Annotated in this window: 27 protein-coding genes; 11 read left to right on the top strand and 16 right to left on the bottom strand. The window is 66.8% G+C overall.

Annotation, left to right across the window (positions count from 1 at the left end):
- Positions 1–149: 149 nt before the first annotated feature.
- Together A5708_RS19960 and A5708_RS19955 are read left to right on the top strand one after the other, a co-directional pair.
- On the top strand, positions 150–596 hold the full coding sequence (locus tag A5708_RS19960; RefSeq protein ID WP_065030274.1) for an SRPBCC family protein: 447 nt from the start codon (positions 150–152) through the stop codon (positions 594–596).
- The gene (locus A5708_RS19955; RefSeq protein ID WP_065030273.1) at positions 580–1,125 is read left to right on the top strand and encodes a TetR/AcrR family transcriptional regulator; all 546 of its coding nucleotides are present in this window, start codon (positions 580–582) and stop codon (positions 1,123–1,125) included. Before A5708_RS19960 ends, A5708_RS19955 begins: the two co-directional genes overlap by 17 nt.
- Here the strand turns inward: A5708_RS19955 and A5708_RS19950 are convergent.
- Positions 1,097–1,669, bottom strand: a complete 573-nt coding sequence (locus tag A5708_RS19950; RefSeq protein WP_065030272.1) for a TetR/AcrR family transcriptional regulator — start codon at positions 1,667–1,669, stop codon at positions 1,097–1,099. The two genes, A5708_RS19955 and A5708_RS19950, sit on opposite strands and share 29 nt — an antisense overlap.
- 101 nt (positions 1,670–1,770) lie before the next feature.
- Between A5708_RS19950 and A5708_RS19945 the strand changes: the two genes are divergently transcribed.
- Entirely contained in the window at positions 1,771–2,682 is a 912-nt protein-coding gene (locus tag A5708_RS19945; RefSeq protein WP_065030293.1) for an SDR family NAD(P)-dependent oxidoreductase, read from the top strand.
- On the opposite strand, the gene A5708_RS19940 is transcribed toward A5708_RS19945, so the two are convergent.
- The 6 genes from A5708_RS19940 to A5708_RS19915 form a co-directional block, all read right to left on the bottom strand.
- Positions 2,679–4,217, bottom strand: coding sequence for a flavin-containing monooxygenase (locus A5708_RS19940; RefSeq protein WP_065030271.1), 1,539 nt, complete (start codon positions 4,215–4,217; stop codon positions 2,679–2,681). The genes A5708_RS19945 and A5708_RS19940 overlap by 4 nt on opposite strands.
- A 154-nt stretch (positions 4,218–4,371) precedes the next feature.
- Complete coding sequence (locus A5708_RS19935; protein ID WP_065030270.1) at positions 4,372–5,100, bottom strand: TetR/AcrR family transcriptional regulator; 729 nt, start codon at positions 5,098–5,100, stop codon at positions 4,372–4,374.
- Between the two features lie 61 nt (positions 5,101–5,161).
- Entirely contained in the window at positions 5,162–7,327 is a 2,166-nt protein-coding gene (gene nrdE / locus A5708_RS19930) for a class 1b ribonucleoside-diphosphate reductase subunit alpha (RefSeq protein WP_065030269.1), read from the bottom strand.
- A complete protein-coding gene (gene nrdI, locus A5708_RS19925; protein ID WP_065030292.1) occupies positions 7,297–7,728 on the bottom strand; it encodes a class Ib ribonucleoside-diphosphate reductase assembly flavoprotein NrdI in 432 nt (143 codons plus the stop codon). The genes nrdE and nrdI overlap by 31 nt, the downstream gene beginning before the upstream one ends.
- Positions 7,729–7,827: 99 nt before the next feature.
- On the bottom strand, positions 7,828–8,067 hold the full coding sequence (locus A5708_RS19920; protein ID WP_065030268.1) for a redoxin NrdH: 240 nt from the start codon (positions 8,065–8,067) through the stop codon (positions 7,828–7,830).
- 505 nt (positions 8,068–8,572) lie between these two features.
- Complete coding sequence (locus A5708_RS19915) at positions 8,573–9,166, bottom strand: NAD(P)H-dependent oxidoreductase (RefSeq protein ID WP_081293026.1); 594 nt, start codon at positions 9,164–9,166, stop codon at positions 8,573–8,575.
- 51 nt (positions 9,167–9,217) lie between these two features.
- Here A5708_RS19915 and A5708_RS19910 point away from each other — a divergent pair, with 51 nt between their 5' ends.
- Both A5708_RS19910 and A5708_RS19905 read left to right on the top strand, forming a co-directional pair.
- Positions 9,218–9,826 (top strand): TetR/AcrR family transcriptional regulator, encoded by a 609-nt coding sequence (locus tag A5708_RS19910; RefSeq protein ID WP_065030266.1) that lies wholly within the window; start codon positions 9,218–9,220, stop codon positions 9,824–9,826.
- A 5-nt stretch (positions 9,827–9,831) separates the two neighbouring features.
- Complete coding sequence (locus A5708_RS19905) at positions 9,832–10,875, top strand: DNA polymerase IV (RefSeq protein WP_196772692.1); 1,044 nt, start codon at positions 9,832–9,834, stop codon at positions 10,873–10,875.
- On the opposite strand, the gene A5708_RS19900 is transcribed toward A5708_RS19905, so the two are convergent.
- Both A5708_RS19900 and A5708_RS19895 read right to left on the bottom strand, forming a co-directional pair.
- Positions 10,810–11,742: an SDR family oxidoreductase gene (locus A5708_RS19900; protein WP_065030264.1), complete on the bottom strand. Its 933-nt coding sequence runs from the start codon at positions 11,740–11,742 to the stop codon at positions 10,810–10,812. The two genes, A5708_RS19905 and A5708_RS19900, sit on opposite strands and share 66 nt — an antisense overlap.
- 30 nt (positions 11,743–11,772) lie before the next feature.
- Positions 11,773–12,408: a TetR/AcrR family transcriptional regulator gene (locus tag A5708_RS19895; RefSeq protein ID WP_065030263.1), complete on the bottom strand. Its 636-nt coding sequence runs from the start codon at positions 12,406–12,408 to the stop codon at positions 11,773–11,775.
- Positions 12,409–12,522: 114 nt separating this feature from the next.
- On the opposite strand from A5708_RS19895, the gene A5708_RS19890 reads away from it, so the two are divergent.
- Entirely contained in the window at positions 12,523–14,001 is a 1,479-nt protein-coding gene (locus A5708_RS19890; RefSeq protein ID WP_065030262.1) for a cytochrome P450, read from the top strand.
- 103 nt (positions 14,002–14,104) lie between these two features.
- On the opposite strand, the gene A5708_RS19885 is transcribed toward A5708_RS19890, so the two are convergent.
- Positions 14,105–14,611, bottom strand: coding sequence for a homocitrate synthase (locus A5708_RS19885; protein WP_065030261.1), 507 nt, complete (start codon positions 14,609–14,611; stop codon positions 14,105–14,107).
- 333 nt (positions 14,612–14,944) lie between these two features.
- Here A5708_RS19885 and A5708_RS19880 point away from each other — a divergent pair, with 333 nt between their 5' ends.
- Both A5708_RS19880 and A5708_RS26950 read left to right on the top strand, forming a co-directional pair.
- Positions 14,945–15,133 (top strand): hypothetical protein, encoded by a 189-nt coding sequence (locus tag A5708_RS19880; RefSeq protein WP_065030260.1) that lies wholly within the window; start codon positions 14,945–14,947, stop codon positions 15,131–15,133.
- Between the two features lie 419 nt (positions 15,134–15,552).
- On the top strand, positions 15,553–15,774 hold the full coding sequence (locus A5708_RS26950) for a hypothetical protein (protein WP_155766091.1): 222 nt from the start codon (positions 15,553–15,555) through the stop codon (positions 15,772–15,774).
- Between the two features lie 70 nt (positions 15,775–15,844).
- Here A5708_RS26950 and A5708_RS19875 read toward each other — a convergent pair whose 3' ends face one another.
- The 3 genes from A5708_RS19875 to A5708_RS19865 all read right to left on the bottom strand — a co-directional run bounded on the left by A5708_RS19875 (position 15,845) and on the right by A5708_RS19865 (position 19,651).
- Complete coding sequence (locus A5708_RS19875; RefSeq protein WP_065030291.1) at positions 15,845–16,837, bottom strand: sensor histidine kinase; 993 nt, start codon at positions 16,835–16,837, stop codon at positions 15,845–15,847.
- A gap of 140 nt (positions 16,838–16,977) precedes the next feature.
- Positions 16,978–18,435, bottom strand: a complete 1,458-nt coding sequence (locus tag A5708_RS19870; RefSeq protein WP_065030259.1) for a FadR/GntR family transcriptional regulator — start codon at positions 18,433–18,435, stop codon at positions 16,978–16,980.
- 22 nt (positions 18,436–18,457) lie between these two features.
- Positions 18,458–19,651, bottom strand: coding sequence for a thiolase family protein (locus A5708_RS19865; protein WP_065030258.1), 1,194 nt, complete (start codon positions 19,649–19,651; stop codon positions 18,458–18,460).
- Between the two features lie 64 nt (positions 19,652–19,715).
- Between A5708_RS19865 and A5708_RS19860 the strand changes: the two genes are divergently transcribed.
- Entirely contained in the window at positions 19,716–20,051 is a 336-nt protein-coding gene (locus tag A5708_RS19860; RefSeq protein ID WP_065030290.1) for a Zn-ribbon domain-containing OB-fold protein, read from the top strand.
- Between the two features lie 11 nt (positions 20,052–20,062).
- Here the strand turns inward: A5708_RS19860 and A5708_RS19855 are convergent, their stop codons facing one another.
- Together A5708_RS19855 and A5708_RS19850 are read right to left on the bottom strand one after the other, a co-directional pair.
- Positions 20,063–22,228, bottom strand: a complete 2,166-nt coding sequence (locus tag A5708_RS19855; RefSeq protein WP_065030257.1) for an acyl-CoA dehydrogenase — start codon at positions 22,226–22,228, stop codon at positions 20,063–20,065.
- Positions 22,229–22,403: 175 nt separating this feature from the next.
- Positions 22,404–23,162: an SDR family NAD(P)-dependent oxidoreductase gene (locus A5708_RS19850; RefSeq protein ID WP_065030256.1), complete on the bottom strand. Its 759-nt coding sequence runs from the start codon at positions 23,160–23,162 to the stop codon at positions 22,404–22,406.
- Positions 23,163–23,274: 112 nt separating this feature from the next.
- On the opposite strand from A5708_RS19850, the gene A5708_RS19845 reads away from it, so the two are divergent.
- Positions 23,275–24,804, top strand: coding sequence for an ATP-dependent DNA ligase (locus tag A5708_RS19845; RefSeq protein ID WP_065030289.1), 1,530 nt, complete (start codon positions 23,275–23,277; stop codon positions 24,802–24,804).
- Between the two features lie 14 nt (positions 24,805–24,818).
- On the opposite strand, the gene A5708_RS19840 is transcribed toward A5708_RS19845, so the two are convergent.
- Positions 24,819–26,096, bottom strand: a complete 1,278-nt coding sequence (locus A5708_RS19840) for an ATP-binding protein (RefSeq protein ID WP_065030288.1) — start codon at positions 26,094–26,096, stop codon at positions 24,819–24,821.
- 94 nt (positions 26,097–26,190) lie between these two features.
- On the opposite strand from A5708_RS19840, the gene A5708_RS19835 reads away from it, so the two are divergent.
- On the top strand, positions 26,191–26,394 hold a 204-nt coding region (locus A5708_RS19835), incomplete at its 3' end, for a hypothetical protein (protein WP_155766090.1).

Below are 26,394 nucleotides of genomic sequence, written 5' to 3'. Positions count from 1 at the left end.
ATGAATCCCAGGCTCCAGACACTACCCCTGGGGTGCGACAACGCAGCGGAACACAAGAAGTTGTGTTTACGTGTCGCTGGCGTGTCCGGCCGCCACCGGATTTCAATCCAGCCTCCAGTATTACGCGCCGAGAATGTACCATTTGGTACATGTTTACCGAAGACGGCGTCCAGATCGACGCACCACCCCAACTCGTGTGGGAGGTCTTCACCGACGTCGAGCACTGGCCCGAATGGACCGCGTCGGTGACTTCCCTTGCCGGCCTTGAGGGTTCGAGCCTTGCCGTCGGCAGGCGGTTCGCGATCAAGCAACCCGGCATGTCGAAGCTGGTCTGGAAGGTCACCGAGATCGCCCCCGGTAGGTCATGGACCTGGGTGCAGAATTCGCCAGGGGTGCGGGTGACCGCCCGGCACGAGGTCATCGCCCAGCCCGGCGGCCGCACGCTGGTGCGCCAGCAACTCGACCAGCGCGGCGCACTGGGCGCACTGGTCGGGCGGCTGATGGCCAAGAAGACCAAGCGCTTCCTGCAACTCGAGGCCCGGGGCCTCAAGGCTCGATCAGAGCAGCTCACCCGCGCCGATGGCGCGCACTCCTGACACCGAGCGGCGCCGGCGGCTCCTCGATTCGCTCGTTACCGAGTTCGCCACCGGCGGCATCGGCGACCGGTCGCTGCGCGAGGTGGCCGCCGCCGTCGGCACCAGCCACCGGATGCTGTTGCACCACTTCGGTTCTCGAGAAGATCTGCTCGTGGCGATCGTCGAGGAGGTCGAGCGCCGCCAGATGCGGCGGCTGCCCGAATTGCCGGCCAACCCGGCCGAGAGCTTCGCGGCGATGTGGGCCGACCTCCGCCGACCCGAGTTGCGCGAATCCGAGCGCCTGTTTTTCGAGTGCTACGCGCGCGCCGCCCAGGGCGAAAAGCCTTTTGCCCGAATGATTCCCGGTGCTGTCGACGGCTGGCTGGCCGAGGTCGAGGCGGTCGCCGAGGGTCCGGTCGACCCCGCCTTGGCGCGGCTGGGCCTGGCCGTCGCGCGCGGGCTGCTGCTGGATCTCGTCGCGACCAATGACGAGGCCGGGGTGGACGCGGCCGCACAGGCTTTCATCCAGCTTTTGGCAGCACCGAGATGAGGGTGTCGACGAGTTCCTCGGCATTGGTGTGCCACTTGTCCAAATCCATGTGGCCACTCAAATCCAGGCCCGTGATCCCGTGGGCGCTGGTCAACAGCAGTGCCCCGTAACGTCGTGCCTGCCCGGGGCCGGTAATGCCACTCACGATGTCGAGAAACAAATCCTGCGCACGTTCGGCCACGCGCATCGCGTCGGTCGGGTCCCCCGCCGGCGGGGTGAACATCAGCCGGTACAGGTGAGGCCGGGTGCGCCCCAGCTCGATCAGCGAAAGCAGACCGGAACGCAACGAATTCTCGGGCGAATCGTCGCTGTCGACCAAAGCCTCAAGTAAGTCGCCCAGTTCGCCCAATGCATTCGTCGCGAGGACCGCGAGCAGCGATTCCTTATCGGCGAAGTGGCGATACGCCGCTGAGCGCGAAACACCGGCCCGGGCGCCCACCTCGCGCAACGTGACGGCCTCGACTCCGCCGAGGTCGAGCAAAACTCCCGCGGCTTCGAGCAGCGAGCGACGTGTCGCCGCAGCGCTCTCCGCTCGTGTCGTCACCCGCCGAGCATAAGCCAGCACACCAGTTGACAATGTCAACTCAAACGCCTAGCTTCAGTTGACAGCGTCAACTCAACCGCTCCCACCGGATGGAGACCGTTATGAATTCGTCGAATCCCGCCGACCGTCAAGAGCTGATCATCGTGACCGGAGCTTCCACCGGGATGGGGGCAGCGACGGCTAAAGAACTGGCCCGCAGAGGTTTTCACGTGCTCGCCGGTGTGCGCCGCGACACCGACGCCGACGCCTTACGGGCCGAGGGCATCGAACCGGTCATCCTCGACATCACCATGGAATCGGATGTGGCCGCGATCGCGGACCGCGTCACGCGAGACCCACTGCGGCGGCCGCTGCGCGCGCTGATCAACAACGCCGGCATCGCGATCAACGCGCCGGTGGAAGCCTTGCCAATAGCGCAGTGGCGCAAGCAGTTCGAGGTCAATTTGTTCGGTCACGTCGCCATGACGCAGGCTCTTTTACCGGCGCTGCTCTACAGCTCGGGCACCGTGGTGAACATCAGTTCCGTCGGCGGCAAAGTGGTTTTGCCGACGTACGGCGCCTACGCCGGTTCGAAGTTCGCACTCGAGGCGGTCAGTGATGCCCTGCGACGCGAGGTCGCACAGCTCGGCATCAAGGTGGTCGTCGTCGAACCCGGCGCGGTCAAAACCGAGATGGTCGAACGGGGAATCGCCACCGCGGAGGGCCTGAAGGCCGACATGACCGCTGCCCAACTCGCCCGCTACGGCGACCTGACGGTGGCCGTGACGGCACAGGCTCACTCGTTCACCGAGACCGGGGTGTCATCCGAGCATGCCGCCAGAGTCATCGCCAAGGCGGCGACCGCCTCGCGTCCCCGCACGCGCTACACCATCGGACGCGACGCCGCGATCCTGGTGCGGATCAGCCGGCTGGTCTCCGACCGGGTCCTGGACCGGATCGTGCGGCAGGACCTCGCGAAGAAGTCGAAGTCAAGCGAACAGCGCAGCGCCGCAACAACTCTGCTCAGCGCCTAGACTGCCGCGCTCCTGCCCATGTTCACGCCATAGAACTGGTATTCGTCCGGCTTGACCGAACGGGTCGCCCGCCAGTACTCCCAGGTGTAGCCGCCCCAGAGCACGGTGTTCTTGCCGTGCTCGTCCAGATACCAGCTGCTGCACCCGCCGCTGTTCCACACCGACGGGCCCAGCCTGCGCTGCAACTCGTCGTTGAACTTGTCCTGGGCGGCGCGGGTCGGGGCCAGCGCCTGCGCGCCCAGCTTGTCACAGGTCGCGATCGCGTGTGCGACGTAACGGATCTGGGATTCGATCATGAACACCACGGAGTTGTGCCCCAGCCCGGTGTTGGGACCCAGCAGGAAGAACAGGTTGGGCACGTCGGCGATGGTGATCCCGCGGTGCGCGCCGATGCCCTCGCGGTTCCACCGGTCCACCAGGTCCTCGCCGTGCAGCCCCTTGATCTGGACGTAGGTGTAGGAGTCGGTGACGTGGAAGCCGGTCGCGTACACGATCACGTCGGGCCGGCGGTGGGTGCCGTCGGCGGTCACGATGCCGTCGGGCGTGATCCGCGAGATGTGGTCGGTGATCAGTTCGGTCTTCGGGTCGGCGACCGCCTTGTAATAGGTGGTGGAGTTCAGGATTCGCTTGCACCCGATGCGGTAGTTCGGGGTCAGCTTGCGCCGCAGCTCCCGGTCTTTGACCGACCGGCGAATGTTGTACTTGCTGTAGGCCTCGATGAACTTGAGCAGGTTCGGCCGCTTGGTCATGCCGATCGCCAGCGCCTCCTGCCCCCAGTAGATCGCGAGGCGGACCAGCGCGCGCAGGCCGGGCACGTTCTCCATGGCGCGGCGCACCGCCGGCGGGATCTCGGGGTTGGAGCGCGGCACCACCCACGGCGGAGTGCGTTGGTAGAGCTGAAGTTCGGCGACCTGTTCGACGATCTCCGGCACGATCTGAATTGCGCTGGCGCCGGTCCCGATCACCGCCACGCGCTTGCCGGTGAGGTCGACGCTGTGGTCCCACTCCGCGGAATGGAAAGCGGCGCCGCCGAATTCGTCGCGTCCCTCGATGTCGGGCATGGACGGGATGTGCAGCGCGCCGGCACCCGAGATCAGGAATTGCGCGACGTACTCGCGCCCGTCGGCGGTGAACACGTGCCAGCGGTTCTCATCATCGTCCCAATGCGCACGATCCACCAGCGAGTCGAACTCGATGTAGCGGCGCAGCCCGTACTTCTCGGTGACCCCTTTGAGGTAATCCCAGATCTCGGGCTGATAGGAGAACGGGTTCTTCCAGTCGGGCTTGGGTTCGAAGGAGAACGAGTACAGGTGCGACGGGATGTCGCAGGCGCACCCGGGGTAGCTGTTGTCCCGCCAGGTCCCGCCGATGTCGCCGGCCTTTTCCAGGATGACGAAGCCGACGCCCTGCTTCTGCAGCGCGATCGCCATCCCCAGGCCGGAGAATCCGGTCCCGATGATGACGGCGCGCGTGTGCACCGGCTTGTGGGCGCCGGCGCCCGGCAGTGTCTCGGTTTGTGTCACGACGTCGGTCACGGTCGATCGGTCCTTCTATCCAGGCCTGTCTCGGGTCGGCGTTAGCTGGCGTCTTCGGCTGCGGCCCCCGGCTGACGCAGATACCCAGTACCCAGGGTATCGGTTTGGACGAGTGTTATCGATGGCCGCGGCGATTGTCAACGCCGCGGCCCGCTCAGCCCGCGGCCGGCTTAACGGTCACCATGTCGTGAATCGGCAGGTCAGGGTCCATCGTGATGCCCAGCGCCTCGGCGGTGCCGACGATCACACCCATCATGATGGTGGTCAGGTGCGCGACGAACTGCTCGCGCGACATCAGGCGCGGGCTTTCCGGCTCGGGGCCCAGCCACCACTCGGTGGCCGACGCGGCGCAGCCGAACGCGGCGTGGCCGGCCAGCTCGACCGCCGCGTGGTCGAGCTCCATTTCGCGCAGCTCGTTGTCGAACATGTCGGCCACGGCCAGGGTGATGCCACGTCCCTCGTCCCAGATCTGGGGGCTGGCGGGCGAGCGGCCCTGGATGAACACGCGCAGCACGTTGGGGTGCTTGTCGACCAGGATCACGTACTCCTCGACGCTGCGCCGGATCACCTCGCGGGCCGAGTCGGTTTTCAGGTCGATGGAGGCGAAGATCGCCGCCCACAGCATGTCGCGCAGCCGCTCCCCGATCGCCTGGAACAGGTCGGACTTGTCGTGAAAATGCCGGTAGATCTTCGGTTTGGCGGTGCCGGCCTCCTCGGCGATCTCCCGCACGGACAGCTCGGGGCCGAGTCGGTCGATGGCCCGGAAGGCCGCGTCGACGATTTCGCTGCGCACTTTCTTGCGGTGCTCGCGCCAGCGTTCGCTGCGCGCGTCGACCTTGGCCCCAGGCTTGACGCTGGGGTGGGGCCGGGGAATTCTCACCACGTCAAGCACTTTACCTCGTCGCGGCTTCTGACCTGGGCAGACTGCCCGATCAGCGCGAGGTTTAGAGCATGCAGGACACGCAGCCCTCGACCTCTGTTCCCTCCAAAGCCATCTGACGCAACCGGATGTAGTACAGCGTCTTGATCCCCTTGCGCCAGGCGTAGATCTGCGCCTTATTCACCTCGCGGGTGGTGGCGGTGTCCTTGAAGAACAGCGTCAGCGACAGCCCCTGGTCCACGTGCTGGGTGGCCGCGGCGTAGGTGTCGATGATCTTCTCGTAGCCGATCTCGTAGGCGTCCTGGTAGTACTCCAGGTTGTCGTTGGTCAGATACGGCGCCGGGTAGTAGACGCGGCCGATCTTGCCTTCCTTGCGGATCTCGATCTTGCTCGCCACCGGGTGGATCGAGCTGGTCGAGTGGTTGATGTAGCTGATCGACCCGGTCGGCGGGACGGCCTGCAGGTTCTGGTTGTAGATGCCGTGCTGCTGCACCGACTCCTTGAGCCGCTGCCAATCCTCTTGCGTCGGAATGCGGATGCCCGCCTCGGCGAAGATCTCCCGCACCCGCGGGGTGGCCGGCTCCCACACCTGCTCGGTGTACTTGTCGAAGAATTCGCCCGAGGCGTATTTCGACTTCTCGAAGCCGCCGAATTTGGTTCCCCGTTCGATCGCGATGCGATTCGACGCGCGCAGCGCGTGGTAGAGCACGGTGTAGAAGTACATGTTGGTGAAGTCGACGCCTTCTTCGGAGCCGTAGAGGATGCGCTCGCGGGCCAGGTAGCCGTGCAGGTTCATCTGGCCGAGCCCGATCGCGTGGGACTCGTTGTTGCCCTGCTCGATTGAGGGCACCGACCAGATGTGCGTCTGATCGCTCACCGCCGTCAGCGCGCGGATCGCGACCTCGATGGTCTGCGCGAAGTCGGGCGAGTCCATCGTCTTGGCGATGTTCAGCGAACCCAGATTGCACGAAATGTCCTTGCCCACTTTGGCATACGACAAGTCATCGTTGAACACCGACGGCGTGGACACCTGCAGGATCTCCGAGCACAGGTTCGAGTGGGTGATCTTGCCGTCGATCGGGTTGGCCCGGTTCACCGTGTCCTCGAACATGATGTAGGGGTAACCGGATTCGAATTGCAGCTCGGCCAGCGTCTGGAAGAACTCGCGCGCCTTGATCTTCGTCTTGCGGATGCGGGCGTCGTCGACCATCTCGTAGTACTTCTCGGTGACCGAGATGTCGGCGAACGGCAGGCCGTAGACCCGCTCGACGTCGTAGGGCGAGAACAGGTACATGTCCTCGTTCTTCTTGGCCAGCTCGAAGGTGATGTCGGGAATCACCACGCCCAGGCTCAGCGTCTTGATGCGGATCTTCTCGTCAGCGTTCTCGCGCTTGGTGTCCAGGAACCGGTAGATGTCCGGGTGATGCGCGTGCAGGTACACCGCGCCGGCGCCCTGGCGGGCCCCGAGTTGGTTGGCGTAGGAGAACGAGTCCTCGAGCAGCTTCATGATCGGGATGACGCCCGAGCTCTGGTTCTCGATGTTCTTGATCGGGGCGCCGTGCTCGCGAATGTTGCTGAGCAGCAACGCGACTCCCCCGCCACGCTTGGACAGCTGCAGCGCGGAGTTGATCGATCGCCCGATCGACTCCATGTTGTCCTCGATGCGCAGCAGAAAGCAGCTCACCGGCTCGCCGCGCTGCTTCTTGCCCGAGTTCAGGAACGTCGGGGTGGCCGGCTGGAACCGGCCGTCGATGATCTCGTCGACGAGCTTCTCGGCCAGGACGGTGTCTCCGGCGGCCAGCGTCAGCGCGACCATGACGACGCGGTCCTCGAAGCGCTCCAGGTAACGCTTCCCGTCGAACGTCTTCAGCGTGTAGGAGGTGTAGTACTTGAACGCGCCGAGGAACGTCGGGAACCGGAACTTCTTGGCATACGCGCGGTCCAGCAGCGTCTTGACGAAGTTGCGGCTGTACTGGTCAAGAACCTCACGCTCGTAATAGTTCTCCTTGATCAGGTAGTCGAGCTTCTCATCCTGATTGTGGAAGAACACCGTGTTCTGGTTGACGTGCTGCAGGAAGTACTGATGCGCGGCCTCGCGGTCCTTGTCGAACTGAATCTTGCCGTCCGCGTCGTACAGATTCAGCATCGCGTTGAGCGCGTGATAATCCGTCTCCCCCGGCAACGCGTGGGCTCCGGTGGTTACAGGCTCTGCAGCGACGGTTGGTGACACGTCTGTTCCTTCCAAAAATTGGCTAAGCCCGCGCGGACGGCATCCACGTCGTCCTGGGTTCCCATTAGTTCGAAGCGGTAGAGGTACGGAACGCCGCACTTGCGCGAGATCACGTTGCCCGCGTAGGCGAATTCGGCGCCGAAGTTGTTGTTGCCCGCGGCGATGACGCCGCGGATCAACGACCGGTTGTGCTCATTGTTCAAGAAGGCGATGACCTGCTTGGGGACGTAGCCGCCGGCGTTCAGGTCGGGGGTGGCCCGACCGCCGCCGTAAGTCGGCAGGACGAGGACGTAGGGCTGGTCTACCTCGATGCGGCCATGCAGTGGGATCCGCGTGGCGGGGATCCCCAGCTTCTCGACGAAGCGATGGGTGTTCTCCGACACCGACGAGAAATAGACCAGTGACGATCGCGAGCGCGGCGCAGCCGGGCGAAGCGGGTCGCCACTCGTCCAACCTGGGTTGCGCGACTGCACCGCAACCTCCTTACCTAACGTCTTGCCTTACGCGCTGAGTTCCGCCGTGGAAAGCGCCTTGATGCGGTCGGGCCGGAACCCGGACCAGTGGTCGTTGCCCGCCACCACCACGGGAGCCTGCAGGTATCCCAGGGCCATCACGTAGTCGCGCGCCTCGACGTCCAGCGAGATGTCGACCTTCTCGTAGGCGAGGCCCTGCTTGTCCAGCGCCTTGTAGGTGGCGCTGCACTGCACACATGCCGGCTTGGTGTACACGGTGATGCTCATAGAATGCCGCTCCTTTGCGGAAGAGGGGGACCCAACGGACTGGCAACTACTTTTGGACTGCGTCTTTGCTATGTTCAGCGATCCGTCAGGCCCCCTGATTCCCGTCGTGCGGCGGTCGAGGTCGAGCGACCTGTGAGTGCCGATTTCGGGGGGTTCACCGAGTCTGGCTTGCTTGGTGGTCCTGGGATCTGCCGGTGCTCGAAACACTACACCTAGTGGCTGACAAGATGTCGAGATACAAGATGTTCTGAATAACAAATTTGAAATTCCCTGGTCGTGAGCCCTGTCGCGAAAAAATCCGACCACCCGCTCGGCGTGTCGCAGATCACACGCCGAGGCGTGGTCACCTCTATATAGGGGTATAGCAGCGACCACCGACATCGCCGCCGACAACGACGGGACCGCCCGCAGCCAGCAAAGCCGCCAGGCGGAGCTGGCGGCTTCTGCTATTCGGTTGTGCCAACCGCGCTGGTCGCCCGGCGAGCGGCTTGTTGACTTCCGCCAATCAGCCGACTTCGGCGGCCAGCTTGCCCACCACATCACGCACGTTTGCGGACAGCTCGGCGTGGTCTGCGGGCGCCTTGCCCTCCAGGCTCTTGAACGGCACCGACAGTTTGATGGCGTCCACCACGCGCGCGCCGGCGATGCCGAAGGACTTGCGGGTGTCGTCGTGTGCCCACACCCCGCCGTATTGGCCGAAAGATCCGCCGATCACCGCCAGCGGCTTGCCCTTCAGCGCGCCGTCGCCGAACGGCCGGGACAGCCAGTCGATCGCGTTCTTGATGACGGCCGGGTAGCTGCCGTTGTATTCGGGCGTCACCACCAGGGCGGCGTCCGCGTCGGTCGCCGCGGCGCGCAGCGCGGCCACCGGGGCCAGCGGTGGCGCGCCGGTGTTCATCACGTCGTCGATCTCCTCGTTATAGAACGGCAGTTCACCCAGCCCCTCGAAGATCGTGACCGTCACGTCGTCGGCGGCGACCGCTCCCGCCAACTCGGCGATCTGGCGGTTGATCGACGCCGCCCGCAGGCTTCCCACTAACGCCAAGATTTTGGTTGCCACTGTCGGAGTTCCCTTCGGTCGTTGTGTACATCCTCGCATGGTTTAATCGGACTCTAGTCCGCTTTATTCCGGCAGCGTTAAAGTGCAGGAGTGAGCGAGCGGTCGGGTGAGTTGCACGTGCTCGCCCCCCAGGTGGTGCAGCACGAGCGGGGCGACGCCGCGCGCAACCGCGCCCTGCTCCTCGAGGCTGCCCGAAACCTGGTCGCCGAGCGCGGCGCCGACGCCGTCACCACCGACGACATCGCGGCCGCCGCCGGGGTCGGCAAAGGCACGCTGTTCCGCCGCTTCGGCAGCCGGGCCGGGCTGATGATGGTGCTGCTGGACGAGGACGAACAAGCCGTTCAGCAGGCGTTCCTGTTCGGTCCGCCACCCCTGGGTCCCGGCGCGCCGCCGGCCGACCGGCTGGTCGCGTTCGGGCGCGAGCGGATCCGTTTCGCTCACGACCATTGCGAACTGCTGTCCGCGGCCAACCGCGACCCGCAGAACCGGCACAACGCACCGGCCATGGTGCTGCGTACGCACGTGCGGGTGCTGCTCAAGGCCGCCGACTCCACCGGCGACCTCGACGCCCAGACCGACGCGTTGCTCGCGCTGTTGGACGTGGACTACATCGAGCACCAACTGGCCGAGGGCGGTCACACGCCGGCGACGCTGGGCGACGCGTGGGAAAGCCTGGCGCGCAAGCTCTGCGGGCGATGAACGCCGTGCCCGCGGCGGCACCGGATTGGGTCCTGCACGTGGACCTCGACCAGTTCCTGGCGTCGGTCGAGTTGCGCAGGCACCCCGAATTGGCCGGGCTGCCGGTGATCGTCGGCGGCAGCGGCGATCCGAACGAACCGCGCAAGGTCGTCACCTGCGCCTCCTACGAGGCCCGCGAGTTCGGCGTACATGCGGGCATGCCGCTGCGGGCCGCCGCCCGCCGCTGCCCCGACGCGACCTTCCTTCCCTCGGACCCCGCCGCCTACGACGAGGCGTCCGATCAGGTGATGGGGGTGCTGCGCGACCTGGGGCATCCGGTCGAAGTCTGGGGCTGGGACGAGGCCTATGTGGCGGTGGCGGCGCAGGATCCGGGCGAGGTCGCGCAGCAGATCCGCAGCGTCATCTCCTCGGAAACCGGGCTGTCCTGCTCGGTCGGCATCAGCGACAACAAGCAGCGCGCCAAGGTCGCCACCGGCTTCGCCAAACCGGGCGGCATTTTCATGCTCACCGACGCGAACTGGATGCCGCTGATGGCCGACCGTCCGGTCGACGCCCTCTGGAGCGTGGGCCCCAAGACCGCGAAAAAGCTTGCCGATCTTGAGATTACGACGGTATGGCAGCTGGCCCACTGCGACGCGGAACTGCTGACTGCCACGTTCGGCCCGCGCACCGGGCTGTGGCTGCTGCTGTTGGCCAAGGGCGGCGGCGACAGCCGGGTCAGCGCGGAACCCTGGGTGCCACGCTCGCGCAGCCACATGGTCACCTTTCCACGCGATCTCACCGATCGATCCGAAATGGACGCGGCCGTAACGGATTTGGCTGAGCGGGCGCTAACGGATGTGCTGGCGGAGGACCGAGTGGTGACCCGGGTGGCGGTCACCGTGCGAACCGCGACGTTCTACACGCGCACCAAGATTCGCAAGCTCGATGCGCCGAGCACCGATCGCGACGTCATCGTGGCCGCGGCCCTTCGCGTTCTCGACCTATTCGAGCTCGACAGGCCGGTCCGCTTGCTCGGCGTGCGCCTTGAGTTGGTCATGCCGGACTAGCGGCGCCGGGCTGGGTCGCAGCGCGCGGGTGAAGATGACGTTCACCTGGCGCATGGCCACGCTATAGGGCCACCACGCAAGCCTTTTGAAGGCGTACAGCGCCCGGATGTCGACCGACGTATAGATCAGGTACCGGTTCTTGGCCACCCCGGCCAGGATCTTGTCGGCAGCCTTTTCCGGCGACACGGCATGGCCGGCGAACCGCCTGATCCATCGCGCGACGCTGGGGTCTTCCCGGTCCACGCCGGCGATCTCGACGGTGCCGACGAGCGGGGTGTTCACCGCGCCCGGCACCACCACCGACACCCCGATGCGGTGCCGGGCCAGGTCGAAGCGCAGCACCTCCGACAGGCCGCGCAGTCCGTACTTGCTGGCGCTGTAGGCGGCGTGCCACGGCAGGGCCACCAGCCCGGCCGCCGAGGACACGTTGACCAGATGTCCGCCGCGCTTGGCCGCCACCATCGGCGGGACGAAGGTCTCGATGACGTGGATCGGGCCCATCAGGTTGATGGCGATCATCTTGCTCCACTGCTCATGGGTCAGCCGGTCGACGGTGCCCCACGCCGATACGCCCGCGATGTTGAGGACGAGGTCCATGCTCGGATGTGCGGCATGAACGTCGGCGGCGAAGGCGGCCACCTGGTCGTAGTCGGCGATGTCCAGCGCGCGATGCTCGGGGACCTGCGCGCCCAGCGACCGCGCGTCGGCCACGGTCTGTTCGAGACCGTCGCGGTCGCGGTCGGTCAGGTAGAGCTCGGCGCCGTGCGCGGCGAGCCGCAACGCCGTGGCGCGGCCGATGCCGCTCGCCGCACCGGTGACAAGGCACCGCTTTCCCGCGAAAGACCGCCCGGATCCCCTCTGCGCCATGGCCGTGACGATACCGGCGGTACCACCGCGCTAGGGACGGCCCGCCCACAGCGCGTGCAACCACAGCTCCTCGAGGACGCGCACCCGTCGGTCACGGTCGCTGTCGCGCCCGGTCAGGATCGGGTCGCCGGTCAGCACCAGCGCGGTGGTGCCGGCCAGGGTGCGGATCAGCGTCGGCAGGTCGTCACTGATCGGCCTGGCGGTCCCGGCCTTCATCTCGGCCTCGACGATCCCGACGATCTGGCCGAGCACCACCTCGAACTGCTGGTCCAGCAGATCGCGAATCTCGACGTCGGTATTGCGGGCCTCGTTGCACGCGGTAACGACGGGGTCGTTGTGCGCATAGACGGCCGCGGCGCTGCCGACCATTCGCTTGGCGAACTCTTCGGGTGACTCGCCGGCCTGCCGGGGCGCGAAGTACTCGGTGAGTTCCTCGAGCTCCTCGGTGGCCTCGGCCATGAGTTGTGCCAGCACCGCGTATTTGGAGTCGAAGTAGAAGTAGAAGCCGGATCGCGCCACTCCGGCCCGCAGGCTGATGGTGCTCACCGACAACTCGGCAAACGGCTTCTCCTGCAGGAGTTCGCGCACCGCCTGCACGATCGCCTGGCGTTGCTTGTCGCCTCGCCGTCGTGCGCCCGGCTCTGGAGGGGCGGGGTGGCTGGTCACTCCCTGACCTTGCACCACGCCTCGCAAAAAGCAAACTTGACAGCCGTCAAGTTTTTCAGCGAAGGTTATGAATCAGTGACGGCCGTCACCCGGAGGGCACGCAAAGGAGCGTTTATGACCGCCACCATCAGCACCCCGCAATACCTGCTGGATCAGGCGCGGCGCCGGTTCACCCCGACGCTGCAGACCATCCCGGGGATGGGTGCGATCGAGAAGCGCCTGCTCGCCCACGAGTGGGAGACCAAAGTACTCGCGGACCCGCCGGCCGACAGCGACCTGAAGCCCGTGCTGGGCGACGCCGGGCTCCCGATCCTCGGCCACATCATCGAGCTGTTCCGCGGCGGCCCGGACTACGCGTTGCACCTCTATCGAAACCACGGCCCGCTGATCTACCTGGACTCGCCGATCATGCCGGCGGTCACCGCGCTGGGACCCGACGCCACCCAGGCCGTGTTCTCCAACCGGAACAAGGACTTCTCGCAGAAGGGCTGGCACCCGGTGATCGGGCCGTTCTTCAACCGCGGGCTGATGATGCTCGACTTCGATGAGCACATGTACCACCGCCGGATCATGCAGGAGGCCTTCACCCGCAGCCGGCTGACCGGCTACGTCGAGCACATCGACCGGGTCGCCACCGACATCGTCGCCAATTGGCCGACCAACGACGCGCGGTTCCTGTTCCACCCGGCGATGAAGGAACTCACGCTCGACATCGCCTCGCTGGTGTTCATGGGACACGAGCCGGGGTCCGACCATGACCTGGTCACCAAGGTCAACCAGGCGTTCACCACGACGACGCGCGCCGGCGGCGCGATCATCCGGCAGCCGATTCCGCCGTTCAAGTGGTGGCGCGGCCTGAAGGCCCGCAAGTTGCTCGAGGACTACTTCATCGAGCGGGTCAAGGACCGCCGCAACGCCACCGGAAACGACATGCTGACCGTGCTGTGCCACACCGAGGACGACGACGGCAACAGCTTCACCGACGAAGACATCGTCAACCACATGATCTTCCTGATGATGGCCGCGCACGACACATCCACCTCGACGACCACCACGATGGTCTACAACATGGCCGCCAACCCGGAGTGGCAGGAGCGGGCGCGCGAGGAGTCGGCCCGCCTGGGCGACGGACCGCTGGACATCGAGTCGCTGGAGAAGCTGGAAACACTCGAACTCATCATGAACGAGTCGCTGCGCATGGTGACGCCGCTACCGTTCAACATGCGGATGGCGGTGCGCGACACCGAGCTGCTGGGCCACTACATCCCGGCCGGAACCAACATCACCATCTGGCCCGGCATGAATCACCGGCTGTCCGAATTGTGGACGGAGCCAGACAAATTCGACCCGGAGCGGTTCGCCGAGCCGCGCTCGGAGCACAAGAAGCACCGCTACGCGTTCGCGCCGTTCGGCGGTGGCGCGCACAAGTGCATCGGGATGGTGTTCGGCCAGCTGGAGGTCAAGACCGTGGTGCACCGGCTGCTGCGCCGCTACCGCGTCGAGCTGGCCCGGCCGGGCTACCAGCCGCACTGGGACTACGGCGGCATGCCGATTCCGATGGACGGCATGCCGATCGTGCTGCGCCCGCTGTAGAACGTCCGCGACGGCAGCGTCAGTCGCCGCCGCCGCGGTTGGGGCCGAGTTTCATGTGCGCTATCACTGGCGCTAGCGCACATGAAACTCACCTATTGATCTCTTACTGGCCGGCGAATAGCCGGTTGGCGCAGGCGATCACGGCGCGCAGCGCCGACTGCGTCGGATCATCCGCCCAGCCCATCGCCCACTCCGTGCGGACGCCGTCGCTGCCGCGGATGAAAGTAGCGCTGCCAGTTGCCGATCGCATCTGATGGAAGTTCACGACCTCGACCGTGATCCCGCGCTGATGCAGCATCGCGGTCAGGGCCGCGATCGGTCCTGACGCGGCGGCGGTGACGGTGCTGATGCGGTCGCCCACGGCTATCACGGCCCGGTAGTCGCGGGGCTGCGGACCCGGTCGGGCCGCGGCGCGACCGCCGTCGGCGCACTGCCAGTCACCCAGCCGCAGCGGGCCCGCGTTGCGCCCATAGGTCGCGACGAAGCTTGCCCAGGACATGGAATCGGCCCGCTCGCGCAGACCGAGGGGCAACGCGACGCCGAAGCGTTCGCCAAACCACACACGGGCGGATTCGAAATTCTGGTGCTGATCGCACTCGGGGAAAGTCATGGTGCCGGTCTTCTCTGGTCTGCAGGAGCGACCGACGGCAGTAGCTTCCGACCCACAGCGGGGGGTCGGTCAGGATCAGACCCCGCTGCGGGTGCTAGCTACTACGACTCGCTCGAAAAGACGCACGAGCGTTGACGTTAGACGCCCGACCACGGTTTCTGCAACTTCCCTCGGCGGGCGCAAAACGCCATTGAGCCGGACAAACGGACCGTACAAAAAAATACAGAAAATAATCCTAAAAGTTTGGTTTACGCGTGTTTAACAGGGGGTATGTCGGCGAGGAACGGTCAATTAGACGGCTGTTCAACTACCCCTCACCTGGAAGGCACGATCATGAAGCCGAAGAGCGCCAAGAAAACCCTCAAAGCTGCCGCAGCGGCCGTCGGGGTTGCCGCGGTGTTAGCAGTACCGGGCTGTGCGACGACGGTCACCGGCGGCGCCGGCGGCTCGGGCCTCATCGGCGGTGCCGGCGGCTCCGGCGTCGGCGGCATTGGTGGGATCCTGGGCAGCATCGGCCTTTAATCCGATCGAACAAGCGCCCCGCCGGGATTTTGATCTCGGCGGGACCCTATTTCCTCACTCGCTCCGTCTATCCGGCGGTCCCGGATGACGGAGAATTCCACACCCGACTTCGGCCGGGATTAAGCGCGCAATAGCGCTGCAACAATGGCGCTATCGCGCTGCCAATTGCCCGTTATCGACACCGTCGTGCCCGAGCAATATCTTGTTTATCCCCCGGCGCAAGCGCGATATCACATTCGCGCGCTTCCCTCGCCGAATGATGCTGCTGTAGTGGCTTATTGACGTGCAGCATACGCCCTCTGCGCACACGAGAACAAATACAAATCAGGTCTTTACGTGTGTGCAATAGCCGTTGTAACATCCGTTAAATAGGGCGGTTTACATGCGGGGCTTATGCCTCCAGATGAAAGGATGTGATTATGAATTCAACGAGGACAAAGAAAGTCCTTAAAGCCACCGCGGCCGCCGCGGGATTCGTCGTGGTGTTGTTCGCGCCGACCGGATGCCTGGTAAGTGGCACCACCGCCGGGACCACCACCGGGGGCACGCTGGGCGGCACCACCGGCGGCACAGTGGGTGGCACCGTCGGCGGCACGGTCGGTGGCATCGTCGGTGGCATCACCGGGAGCCTCGGCCTCTGAGCAAAAAAGACAAGCGACCCGCGGGGACCTGTGGTCTCGGCGGGTCGCTATTTTCTTGGACCGCTACGTCTTATCCGGCCGGGCCGACAGCCGGCTCGAACCGCAGATACGCCTGAATCGTCGTACCGGTCCTTGTGGTGTGAGTTCGTACCAGGTCCGAGATGGCGTTGACCAGATACAGGCCGCGACTCGCGGGACCACAGGGGCCCGGGTCCAGGCGCCCCACCATCGGGTCGTCGAATCGCCCGGTGTCGCGTGCCTCGCAGACCAGGTGCCCGTCGTCCTTCCAGAACGCCAACCGGCACGCGCCCCCGGTGTACATCAGGCTGTTGGTGGCCAACTCGGTTGCGACCAGCTGTAAATCCTCGATGCTCTCCTGCGACAGCCCCATCCAGCCCGCGTAGTCCACGGCAAAGGACCGGGCCGGCCGGAGGTCAGCCGACTTGCGGACCATGTAGGTGACCGCCCCGGGACCGGCGGCCAGGGGTTGATTGCAGCGTTCCAGGACGTCCCTGGGGGCGAAATTCGGATTGCGCTGCAGCACACCGCGTTCCCACAGCAGCGGATGTGTGGCGCGGGCGTCGGCCAGGACAGCATCGCCGAGCCGGCTCGCGTCGTACAGGCACAGACTGGTGGCCGGGTAGCCGTCCATCGCTTCATTGACCAGCGCTTCGTGCTCGATGCAGGAGACGAATTCCTCGTCGGTGCGGCCGGGCCACGCGAGCTGGCTGACGATCCGGACTCGTTGGTCCGGGTGCTCGTCGATGAACGCACCCTCCATCGCCATGAACCGGCTCGGATTGCGGGCCACTTCGGTGATGTCGACCATGCGCACGTCGGCGGGCAAGTCGCCGCCGGCGTACAACACGTCGTGCAGCAGCGCCAGTGTCTCGGGAGGCGCGGCAACCAGCACCGCCTCGTCCAGCGCCACGCCGTCGCCGACGAAGCGCCCCACCAAATCCAAAAACTCCTGCTGAGAGTGATAAATCGATGCTGAGTGGACGAAACCGTATTGTCTGGTTTCGTTACCCGCCGTCACTTCAGCGCTCTCGCTTTCGATCACGTACGCCAACCCCCTGCTGGGTAGGCTTACGCCTTCCCTCCCTTCCAGTACCCCAGACGGGCCTTCGCTATACCGCGCAACAGATCACATTTAGGTTGCCTCATTGCAGAGGCCACCACGACGGCCGGCGATCGCGTTTTCTACAGCCACCACGAGGCGGCCGCATCGAGATGCCGGCGGAGGCGATAAGCGGCGACGCTCTCGTCTGCCGCCTCGACCGCCTCGACGATTCGCAGGTGCGCATGGTGCACGGCCAGCACGTCCGACCAGGTCGGCAGCGCCTGCCCGGTGCTCGACCAGTGCCGGCGGAACAGCTCGACGATGATCCGAAGGAACAGGTCCAGCAGCGCATTTCCGGCTAGCTGCGCCAGGCCGACGTGGAAGTTGAACTCCTCCGCGATCGCCTGCCGCACGTCGTCGGCCGTCTGGCGCGAGTTTTCCGGCAGCCCGGACCGATGGCCGGCCAGGAACGCCGCCACTTCGGGTTCGCCCAGCCGCTTGACCACCTTGGCGACGTTGTCGATCTCGATGGCGTCGCGGACGCATCGCAGGTCTTCGCGGCTGGGATCGCGGTACTGCAGGTACAGCGCGATCGTGTCGATACTGGCCTGCGCCGCGGGTTGGGCGATGACGAGCCCACCGCCCGGGCCGCGGCGCATGTGGGCTATCGAGTGGTATTCGAGCAATCGCACCGCCTCGCGGAGCACCGCGCGGCTCACCCGGTAGCGCTCCAAGAGGTCCGCCTCGGTGCCGAACACCGAACCCACGCGCCAGCCGCTCGCGGCGATGTCGTCACCGATGGTGACGGCCAGCATCTCGGCCAGTTTGCCCCTGGCGGCCTCGGAATCGAGCCGCCGGCGCCTCTTGCGACCCCGGCTCCCGCCGCCCGCGTGATGCTGCTCCAGCCAGCCCGTAACGGCCTCGACGTGTCGCTCGGACAGCGTCTTGGCGCGCGCCGGATCACCGGCGGTGACGGCTGCGACGATCGCGGAGTGGTGCGCGTGCAGATGGTCGACCGCCTCGATCGCCTCGGTCGCCGAATCCGTTCGCGACGCCAACGCGTAGCGGGTGGTGAGCCGCATCAGGACATTGATAAACAGTTGCAGCACCGGGTTTTTGGATTGCTCGGCCAGCGCCATGTGGAACTCGTCGCGCGGCGCCGGTAAACCGGGCTTCCACTGCTGCTCGGCCTGCAGGACCGCCCGCAGCCGCGCGATGCCGGCCTCGTCGATGCGCTCGGCGGCGAGCGAGGCCGCCAGCGGCTCGAGCACCAGACGGGCGTTGAGCAGGTCGCCCAGCGTGGTGCCCAGGTATTCGAGATAGATGACGACCGCGCGGGTGGCGGGCCCCGCATCGGGTTCGCAGATGTACAACCCGCCGTTGGGCCCGCGGCGCATCCGCGCGACCTGATGGTGTTCGACCAGGCGAACCGCCTCCCGCAGCACCGACCGGCTCACCCCGAAGCGCTGCTGCAGAGCCTGTTCGGAGCCCAGCGACTCGCCCACCGCCCAGCCACGGCGGACGATATCGGCTTCGATGTCGCGGGCGAGGATCGAAGCGAGTTTGTCGGTCTGGCCGGTCTTTGGCTCCTCAGTCATCGGGGCTCGATCGCCTTGTCGCTCAACAGGTCAGCAGCATGCACCCCGCGACGGGCCCGCCGCCGACGGAGACGACGCCCACCTCGGGGCGACGCGATACCTGCCGCTCCCCCGCGTCGCCGCGCAGCTGCAGGCACCCTTCGTGCAGCGCCCAGTAGCCGTGCATGCGCCCCGCCGAGAGTTGGCCGCCGTAGGTGTTCAGCGGCAGGTGCCCGTCGCGGGCGATCCGTTCCCCGCCCTCGACGAACGGGCCACCCTCGCCGTCTCCGCACACCCCCAGCGCTTCCAGCCACGCCAGGGAGAGATAGGTGAATCCGTCGTAGAGCTGGGCGACCTGGAGGTCGGCGGGCTTCAACGTGGTGCGCGACCACATCTGCGCCGTCGCGTCCGACATCGCCATCTTCGGGTAGTCCGCGCGGTGAAACCAGCCGCCGGCGCCGTCGGACCCGCCGATCGCCTCCACCTTCACCGCGCGGTGGGGACAGTCGGCGGCGTACTCCGCATGCGAGACCACCACCGCGATCGAGCCGTCGATCGGGACGTCGCAGTCCAGCAGCCCCAGTGGGGTGGACACCAGCCGAGCGCCCAGATAGTCGGCCATCGTCATCGGATCCCGGTAGACCGCACGGGGATTCAACGCGGCATTGCGCCTGCCGTTGAGCGCTATCCAGCCCAGCTGTTCTTTGGTGGTCCCGTACAGGTCCATGTGGCGGCGGCAGTTGAGCGCCAGCCAGTTGGCGGCGGAATAGGCGTGCGCCGCAACCAGATCGTTGACGTCGTCCATCGCGCCGACGGCGGGCTTCGGCTCGCCTTCGGGCGTCTCGAACATCCGCGCCAGCGGTGGGGCCGGTGCGTTCTCTTCCTGCTTGACCGGGACCGTGCCGCCGAGCATCTGGATCGTCCGGTAGACCACCACGTGGCGGGCGCGGCGTTCGGCGACCGCGCGGCAGGCCGACATCACCGGCGAAAGCAGGCCGCCGGTGCCGAAGCCCGATCCGCAGTCCGCGGCCTCGATGCCCAGCTGGGCGTTGACGTCCGCCGCGGGTGTGTCACCCAGCGTCGCGATGCCGTCGATGTCGCCGGCGGCCAGCCCGGCGTCCTCGATGGCGGTGCGCACCGCCTCCATGGTCAGCTCGAGGCCCGGGATGCCGGTGCGGCGGCCGATTCGTGAGATCCCGGTGCCGGACAAGATCGCGTCTTTTTCGAAATGCGTCATGTACACCGCCCGTCAGAACCACACCCGCCGCCGCTTCGAATCAATTGAGTGTACTGTATTCGTCGTGTCGAACGGGCCGCTGCTCATCGAATACTGCGACGACTGCGCGCGCTGGGTGCACCCGGCCAGCGGCGAATGCCGCGAGTGCGGGGGCACGCTGGAGGCGCGAGAAGTTTCCGGGCGGGGCACCGTGTTCACCTACACGGTCAACCATCACCCGTACAACCCGGAGATCCCCACCCCGTACGTCATCGCGATCGTCGAGCTCGCCGAACAGAGCGGCCTGCGGGTCGCCGCCAATATCGTTGACTGCGAGCCGGATTCGGTGAGCTGCGGCATGCCCGTCGCCCTGCGGCCGGAACGTGGCAGCGGCGGCGCGGCGCAATTCGCGCCGGCCTGACCGCCCCCGGACTAGTTGATCAGCGGGTCACGCGGCATGCCGAGGATCCGCTCGGCGATCTGATTGCGCGTCACTTCCGACGTGCCGCCGGCGATCGCCATCCCGCGGGCCCCCATCATCAGCCGGCCGGCCAGGGCGCCGGCACCGTCGGTCAGCGCGACCTCGGGGCCCAGCAGCGCCGCCATGATCGCGGCGCCCTCCACCATGTGCTCGGCCAGCTTGAGCTTGGTGACGTTGCCCTCCGGGCCGGGTCCCGCGCCTTCGACGCTGCGCGCCGCGCGCCGCAGGTTCAGCAGTCGCAGCGCGGTCTCCTCGGCGAGGTACGACCCGACTCGAATTCGCCCGCCCGCCAACCGATCCGGGCGTTGCTCGGTGAGCTGCACCAGTTGGTCGGCCAGTCCTTCGTAGAACGATCCGCTGCCGCCGATGCTGACGCGTTCGTTGCCCAGCGTCGCGCGCGCGACGGTCCACCCGGAGTTGGGCGTGCCGACGACGTCCTCGTCGGGCACGAACAGGTCGTTGAAGAAGACCTCGTTGAAGTCCGAGCCGCCGGTGATCTGCCGCAGGGGACGCACCTCGACCTCGGGTGCCTTCATGTCGACGATCACCGTGGTGATGCCGGCGTGTTTCGGGACGTCGGGGTCGGTGCGCACGGTGGCCAGCCCGCGCGCGCAGTAGTGCGCCCCGCTGGTCCACACCTTCTGGCCGTTGATCTTCCAGCCGCCGTCCACCCGGGTGGCGCGCGTCTTGATGGACGCGGCGTCCGAGCCGGCGTCGGGCTCGGAGAACAGCTGGCACCAGATCTCGTCCTTACGTAGCGCCTTCTCCACGAATCGTTCGATCTGCCAAGGTGTTCCGTGCTGGATCAGGGTCAAGATCACCCAGCCGGTGATGCCGTAGTCCGGCCGTTTGATGCCGGCCGTGCGGAACTCCTCCTCGATCACCAACTGCTCGACGGCGTCGGCCGCGCGTCCCCATGGCTTGGGCCAGTGCGGCATCACGTAGCCGGTCTCGATCAGCTTGTCGCGCTGGGCCTCTTTGCCCAGGGCGGCGATCTCGGTGGCGTCGGCGCGGATGCTGGTCCGCAGTTCCTCGGCTTCCGGCGGCAGGTCCAGGCTGTTCTCGCGGACGGCGCCCGCGGCGGTGCGCTCGAAGACGTCGGCGGCCGGCGCGTCACCGCCGAACAGCGCCGCGCTCACCACCGCCCGGCGCAGGTGCAGGTGCGCGTCGTGCTCCCAGGTGAAGCCGATACCGCCGTGCACCTGGATGTTGAGTTCGGCGTTGCGGACGTAGGCCGGGAAGGCCAGCGCCGCGGCCACCGCGGCGATCAACCGGAATTGCTCCTCGTCCTCGGACGACGCGCGGGCGGCGTCCCAGACGGCGGCGATCCCGGACTCCGCGCCCACCAGCATGTTCGCGCAGTGATGCTTGACCGCCTGGAAAGTGGCGATGGTGCGCCCGAATTGCTGGCGCACCTTGGCGTAGTCCACGGCGGTGTCGACGCAGTCCGACGCCCCGCCCACGGCCTCGGCGGCCAGCAGGGTGCGTGCGCGGGCCAGCGCCGATAGCCTCGCCTCCGTCAAAACGTCGTCGTCGGAGAGGCGCACGTTCTGCAGGCGGACGCGTCCGGACCGCCGCGTCGGATCGAAATTCCCCGGCACCTCAACCGAGACGCCGTCGCGATCGCGCTCGAGCACCAGCACGTCGTCGCCCGCGGCGATCAGCAGCAGCTCGGCCAGCCCGGCGCCCAAAACGATCCCGGCCTCACCCTCGGCCACGCCGTCGTTGACCCGCACCTGGCTGTCCAGCCCGATGCCCGCGGTGACGGTCCCATCGATCAGGCCGGGCAGCAGCCGCGACTTCTGTTCGGCGCTACCGTCTTTGGCGATCACCGCAGAGGCGATGACGGTGGGCACGAAGGGTCCCGGCGCCACCGCCCGACCGAGTTCTTCGATCACCACGACGAGTTCGGGCAGCCCGAAACCGGAGCCGCCGTACTCCTCGTCGACGTGCAGGCCGAGCCAGCCGAGCTCGACCAGGTTCTGCCAGAACCCGGGGCGCGGCTCGTCGGTGGCGTCGAGCAGCGAGCGCGCCGCCCACCGCGCCTTCTGCGAGGTCAAGAACCCGCGAGCTACCTCGGCGAGTTCACGATGGTCGTCGGTTATTGCGATACCCATGAGGGCCCTCCTCGCGCCGCATGCCAGCCGGGTGTGATCGTCCCGCTCCCGCTCGGACCGCCGCGCGGTCCGCATCGTCGGAGCTGAAGCTGGGTGGCCTGCCCCGCTTCGAGGGGAAGCGGGGCGGCTGCCTAAAGAGTGTACTTAATGCGGGGAGGGCCCCAACGGGGGGCGTCTACTTGGGCGCGAACCGCTGCCCTGCGTCCAGTCGCAGGCACTGGCCGTTGAGCATCGGGTTGTCCACGATGGCCGCGGCCAGCTTGGCGTATTCCTCCGGACGGCCGAGGCGTTTGGGGAACGCCGCGTCCTTCGTCAGCTGCGTCGCGAACTCGTCGGGAATGCCCTGGGTCAGCCCCGTGGCGAACAGGCTCGGGGCGATTGCCAGGACCCGTATGCCCACCGAGCCGAGGTCGCGCGCCATGGTCAGGCACATGCCGGCGATCGCCGCCTTGGCGGCGGTGTAGGCGACCTGCCCGATCTGCCCCTCGAAGGCAGCGATCGAAGCGGTGTTGATGATGACGCCGCGCTCGTCGTCTTCTGGCTCGTTCTTGGCCATGTGCGCGGCGGCCAGCCGGCTGATGTTGAAGGTCGCGATCAGGTTCAGGTCGATGACGGATTGAAAGGACTCGAGGTCGTGCGGGCCGGACTTGGTCAGCGTCCGCTTGGCGATGCCACCACCGGCGGTGGTGATCACCACGTGCAGGCCACCCAGCTTGTCGACCGCGGTCTGCAGGGTTTCCTCGGTGCCGGCGAAGTCGGTGACGTCAACCGGGTAGAACGTGCCGCCGACGGCCTCGGCAACGGTCTTGCCGTCGGAACCCTCGCGGTCGAGAATCGCGACGTCCGCGCCACGGGCGTGCAGCAGCTCGGCGCTGGCACGACCCATCCCCGAAGCGCCGCCGATGACGACGACCTTCTTCCCGTTGATCTCCATCCGGACCTCTCCTTTTCGGGTTGTCAGATCCCTTGCAATCTGTAACGTTACGTAGGCACGCTAGCGTGTCGGCCCCGGCGGCTTGTCACCGAGCCATGCCAAGCTCAAAACCGTGCTCCTCCTCGACGTGGCGGCCACGTCTATTGACGTCGGCGGCACTTCATCGCGATTGACCAAGGTCGCCCACATCGCCGACCTGCTCGGCCGCGCCGCCCCCGACCCGGAATCGGTCGCGACCATCGTGTCGTGGCTCTCGGGTGAATTGCGACAACGCCAGATCGGAGTCGGCTGGGCATCGTTGCGCACGCGCCCACCGGCGGCAAGCGAGCCGGGGCTCACCGTCGCCGGCGTCGACGCCACCTTCTCCGAGATCGGCGCCGTGTCGGGTAAGGGTGCGCAGGCGCGCCGCGCCGCGCTGCTGGACGCCCTGTTCGCCGCCGCCACCGATGCCGAGCAGACCTTTCTGCTGCGACTCCTCGGCGGCGAACTGCGCCAGGGCGCGCTGGCCGGGATCATGGCCGACGCCGTGGCCAAGGCCGCCGGCATCCCGGTCGCCGCGGTGCAGCGCGCCGCCATGCTGGGCGGGGACCTGCCGGCGGTGGCCGCGGCGGCCCTGTCCGGTGCGGCGTCGGCGCTGGACGCGTTCACCCTACGGGTCGGCCGGCCGGTCGGCCCGATGCTGGCGCAGACCGCGACGGGCGTGGCCGATGGGATCAAACGCCACGGCGGCTCAACGATTTTCGAAGCCAAGCTGGACGGCGCGCGGGTGCAGATTCACCGCGCCGGTGACGAGGTCACGGTCTACACCCGAAGCCTCGACGATGTCACCGCCCGGCTGCCCGAGGTAGTGGAGGCGACGCTGGCGCTGCCGGTCGACAACCTGATCGCCGACGGCGAGGCCATCGCGCTGCGGCCCGACAACCGTCCCCACCGGTTCCAGGTCACCGCATCACGGTTCGGCCGCTCCGTCGACATCGCCGCAGCCGTTGCCGCGCAGCGGCTTTCGGTGTTCTTCTTCGACATCCTGCATCGCGACGGCGTCGACCTGATCGACGCCCCGACCACCGAGAGGCTGGCCGCCCTGGATGCGTTGGTGCCGCCGGCGCAGCGAGTCGACCGGCTGCTCACCGCCGACCCCGCGGAGGCCGGCGCCTTCCTGGACGCGACGCTGGCCGCCGGCCACGAGGGCGTGATGGCCAAGGCGCCCGAGGCGCCGTATGCGGCGGGGCGCCGCGGAGCCGGCTGGCTGAAGGTCAAGCCGGTGCACACGCTGGATCTGGTGGTGCTCGCGGTGGAGTGGGGATCGGGGCGGCGCCGCGGCAAACTCTCCAACATCCACCTGGGCGCGCGTGATCCGGCCAGCGGCGAATTCATCATGGTGGGAAAGACTTTCAAGGGCATGACCGACGCCATGCTGGAGTGGCAGACCGCCCGGTTCAGCGAACTCGCGGTCGGCGGGACGGACGGTTACGTCGTTTACGTGCGGCCCGAACAGGTGGTCGAAATCGCGCTGGACGGCGTGCAGAAATCGTCGCGCTACCCCGGCGGGCTGGCGCTGCGGTTCGCCCGCGTGGTGCGCTATCGCGACGACAAGGGCCCCGCCGAGGCCGACACCATCGGCGACGTGCGCGCACTGTACTGAACCCGCACGCGGAACTATAACCTCGCGAATCGCGCTTTGTCGTCGGTGAATTCGGCCAGGATCGCGCCAGTCAACGTCGGCCGGACATCGTCGACGGCCATCAGATAATCTCCGGTCGTCGCGGGCTCTCCTCGCCCATGCTCCATCTCACGGTCAAACGCCACCTGCGCACCCTTGCGGGCCGCGAACTCGATGTCAGCGGGGGTGAACAGTTCGGTCGCAGCGACCAGCTGTTCAACGTCGATGCCCGAATCACCTTTTCCCAGATAGCGTTTCCATACGGACATGCGAGCCGGCTGGTCCGGTGGTCCGATCGGAATGACATAGTCGAAGCGGCCGGGCCGCAGAAACGCCGAGTCGAGAGCGTGAACCGAGTTGGTGGCGCACACCAGCAGGCGCCTGTCGTGCTCACGAAACGTCGGAATGAGTTTCAGCAACTCATTGGTGACGCCGGTTTCTGTGGTGCTGGCGCCGCCGCGAGCGGCCGCGATCTCCTCGACTTCGTCGATGAACAGCACCAACTCATCCAGTTCGGCCAGTTCTCCGAAGACTTCCCGGAGCGAAGCCGCCAGGCCACCCTCCGTCGCCGCGGCCAGCCGGGACGGAAAAAGCTCCACGAAGGGCCAACCCAGCCGCGACGAAATGCCTTTGACGAAGCTCGTTTTGCCAGTCCCCGGCGGGCCGAACAAGATCACGGCCTTGGGAGGACGTACTCCATAGCGGTCGGCGATGTCGGGGTGAGCCAGCGGAGCGATGATGCGCTGCTCGATAATGAGCTTTTCCTGCTCCATCCCGGCCAGTTCCTGCCACAACCCCGGCGGCAGCATCCGCCCGCCCAGCTGTGCGAGCATGTTGGCCTGATCGGGCCGCAGGTGCTCGACCATCTCGTAGTACACCAGCCCGTCGCGGCGGGCGTAGCCGGAATTCTCCAGCGCCGCTGAGCCGGTCGCGCCGTCCGCAACGATTGCGCAAATCTTGCGCACCCCGACCGAGCGCAGTCGTCGTTCGAGATCGGCCAGTAGCGCGCTGCCGATACCGCGATGACGCCACCGTGACGCCAGCGCCACCAGAAGCACCCACGCCCGTTCGCCGTCCGTCCGCGCGACGGCCATCCCGACCACTTCGTCGCCCACCTCGGCGACCACCGCCGGTTGACCAGACCGGGCGGCGGCCATGACTTCGGCGACAGCGAAGACTGGCTCCGCCGAACCCGGATTGCGGCTTTGGTCCCAGATCTGAATCGCCTGGTCCAGGTCGTCGTCGTCGTAGTCACGCACTCGCCATAACGGCACCAAATCACGGTAATGCCCTGGTCTCGTAATGGCCATGGCATTGCCCGCTCCGCTGAACAGGCGTTATTGATTCAGCGCGCGTAGGGTTTCCGCCGTGGCAGTCACCGAGCACGGCGCAGACGTCAGCTACATCCACACCGACGATGACCTGCCACCCGTCGCGGTTGTCGACCGCTCCCCCATCACCGCGCGGCACAAGATCGTGTTCGCGATCGTTGCGGTGCTCGGCGCCGTCGCCTGGGCGATCATCGCGTTCGCCCGGGGCGAGACGGTGAACGCGGTGTGGCTCGTCGTCGCG

The sequence above is a fragment of the Mycobacterium colombiense genome, from assembly GCF_001672755.1.
Lineage (GTDB): Bacteria > Actinomycetota > Actinomycetes > Mycobacteriales > Mycobacteriaceae > Mycobacterium > Mycobacterium colombiense_C.
The sequence above is the reverse complement of the archived record's forward strand: the minus strand, read 5'-3'. Positions and strand labels throughout refer to the sequence as shown.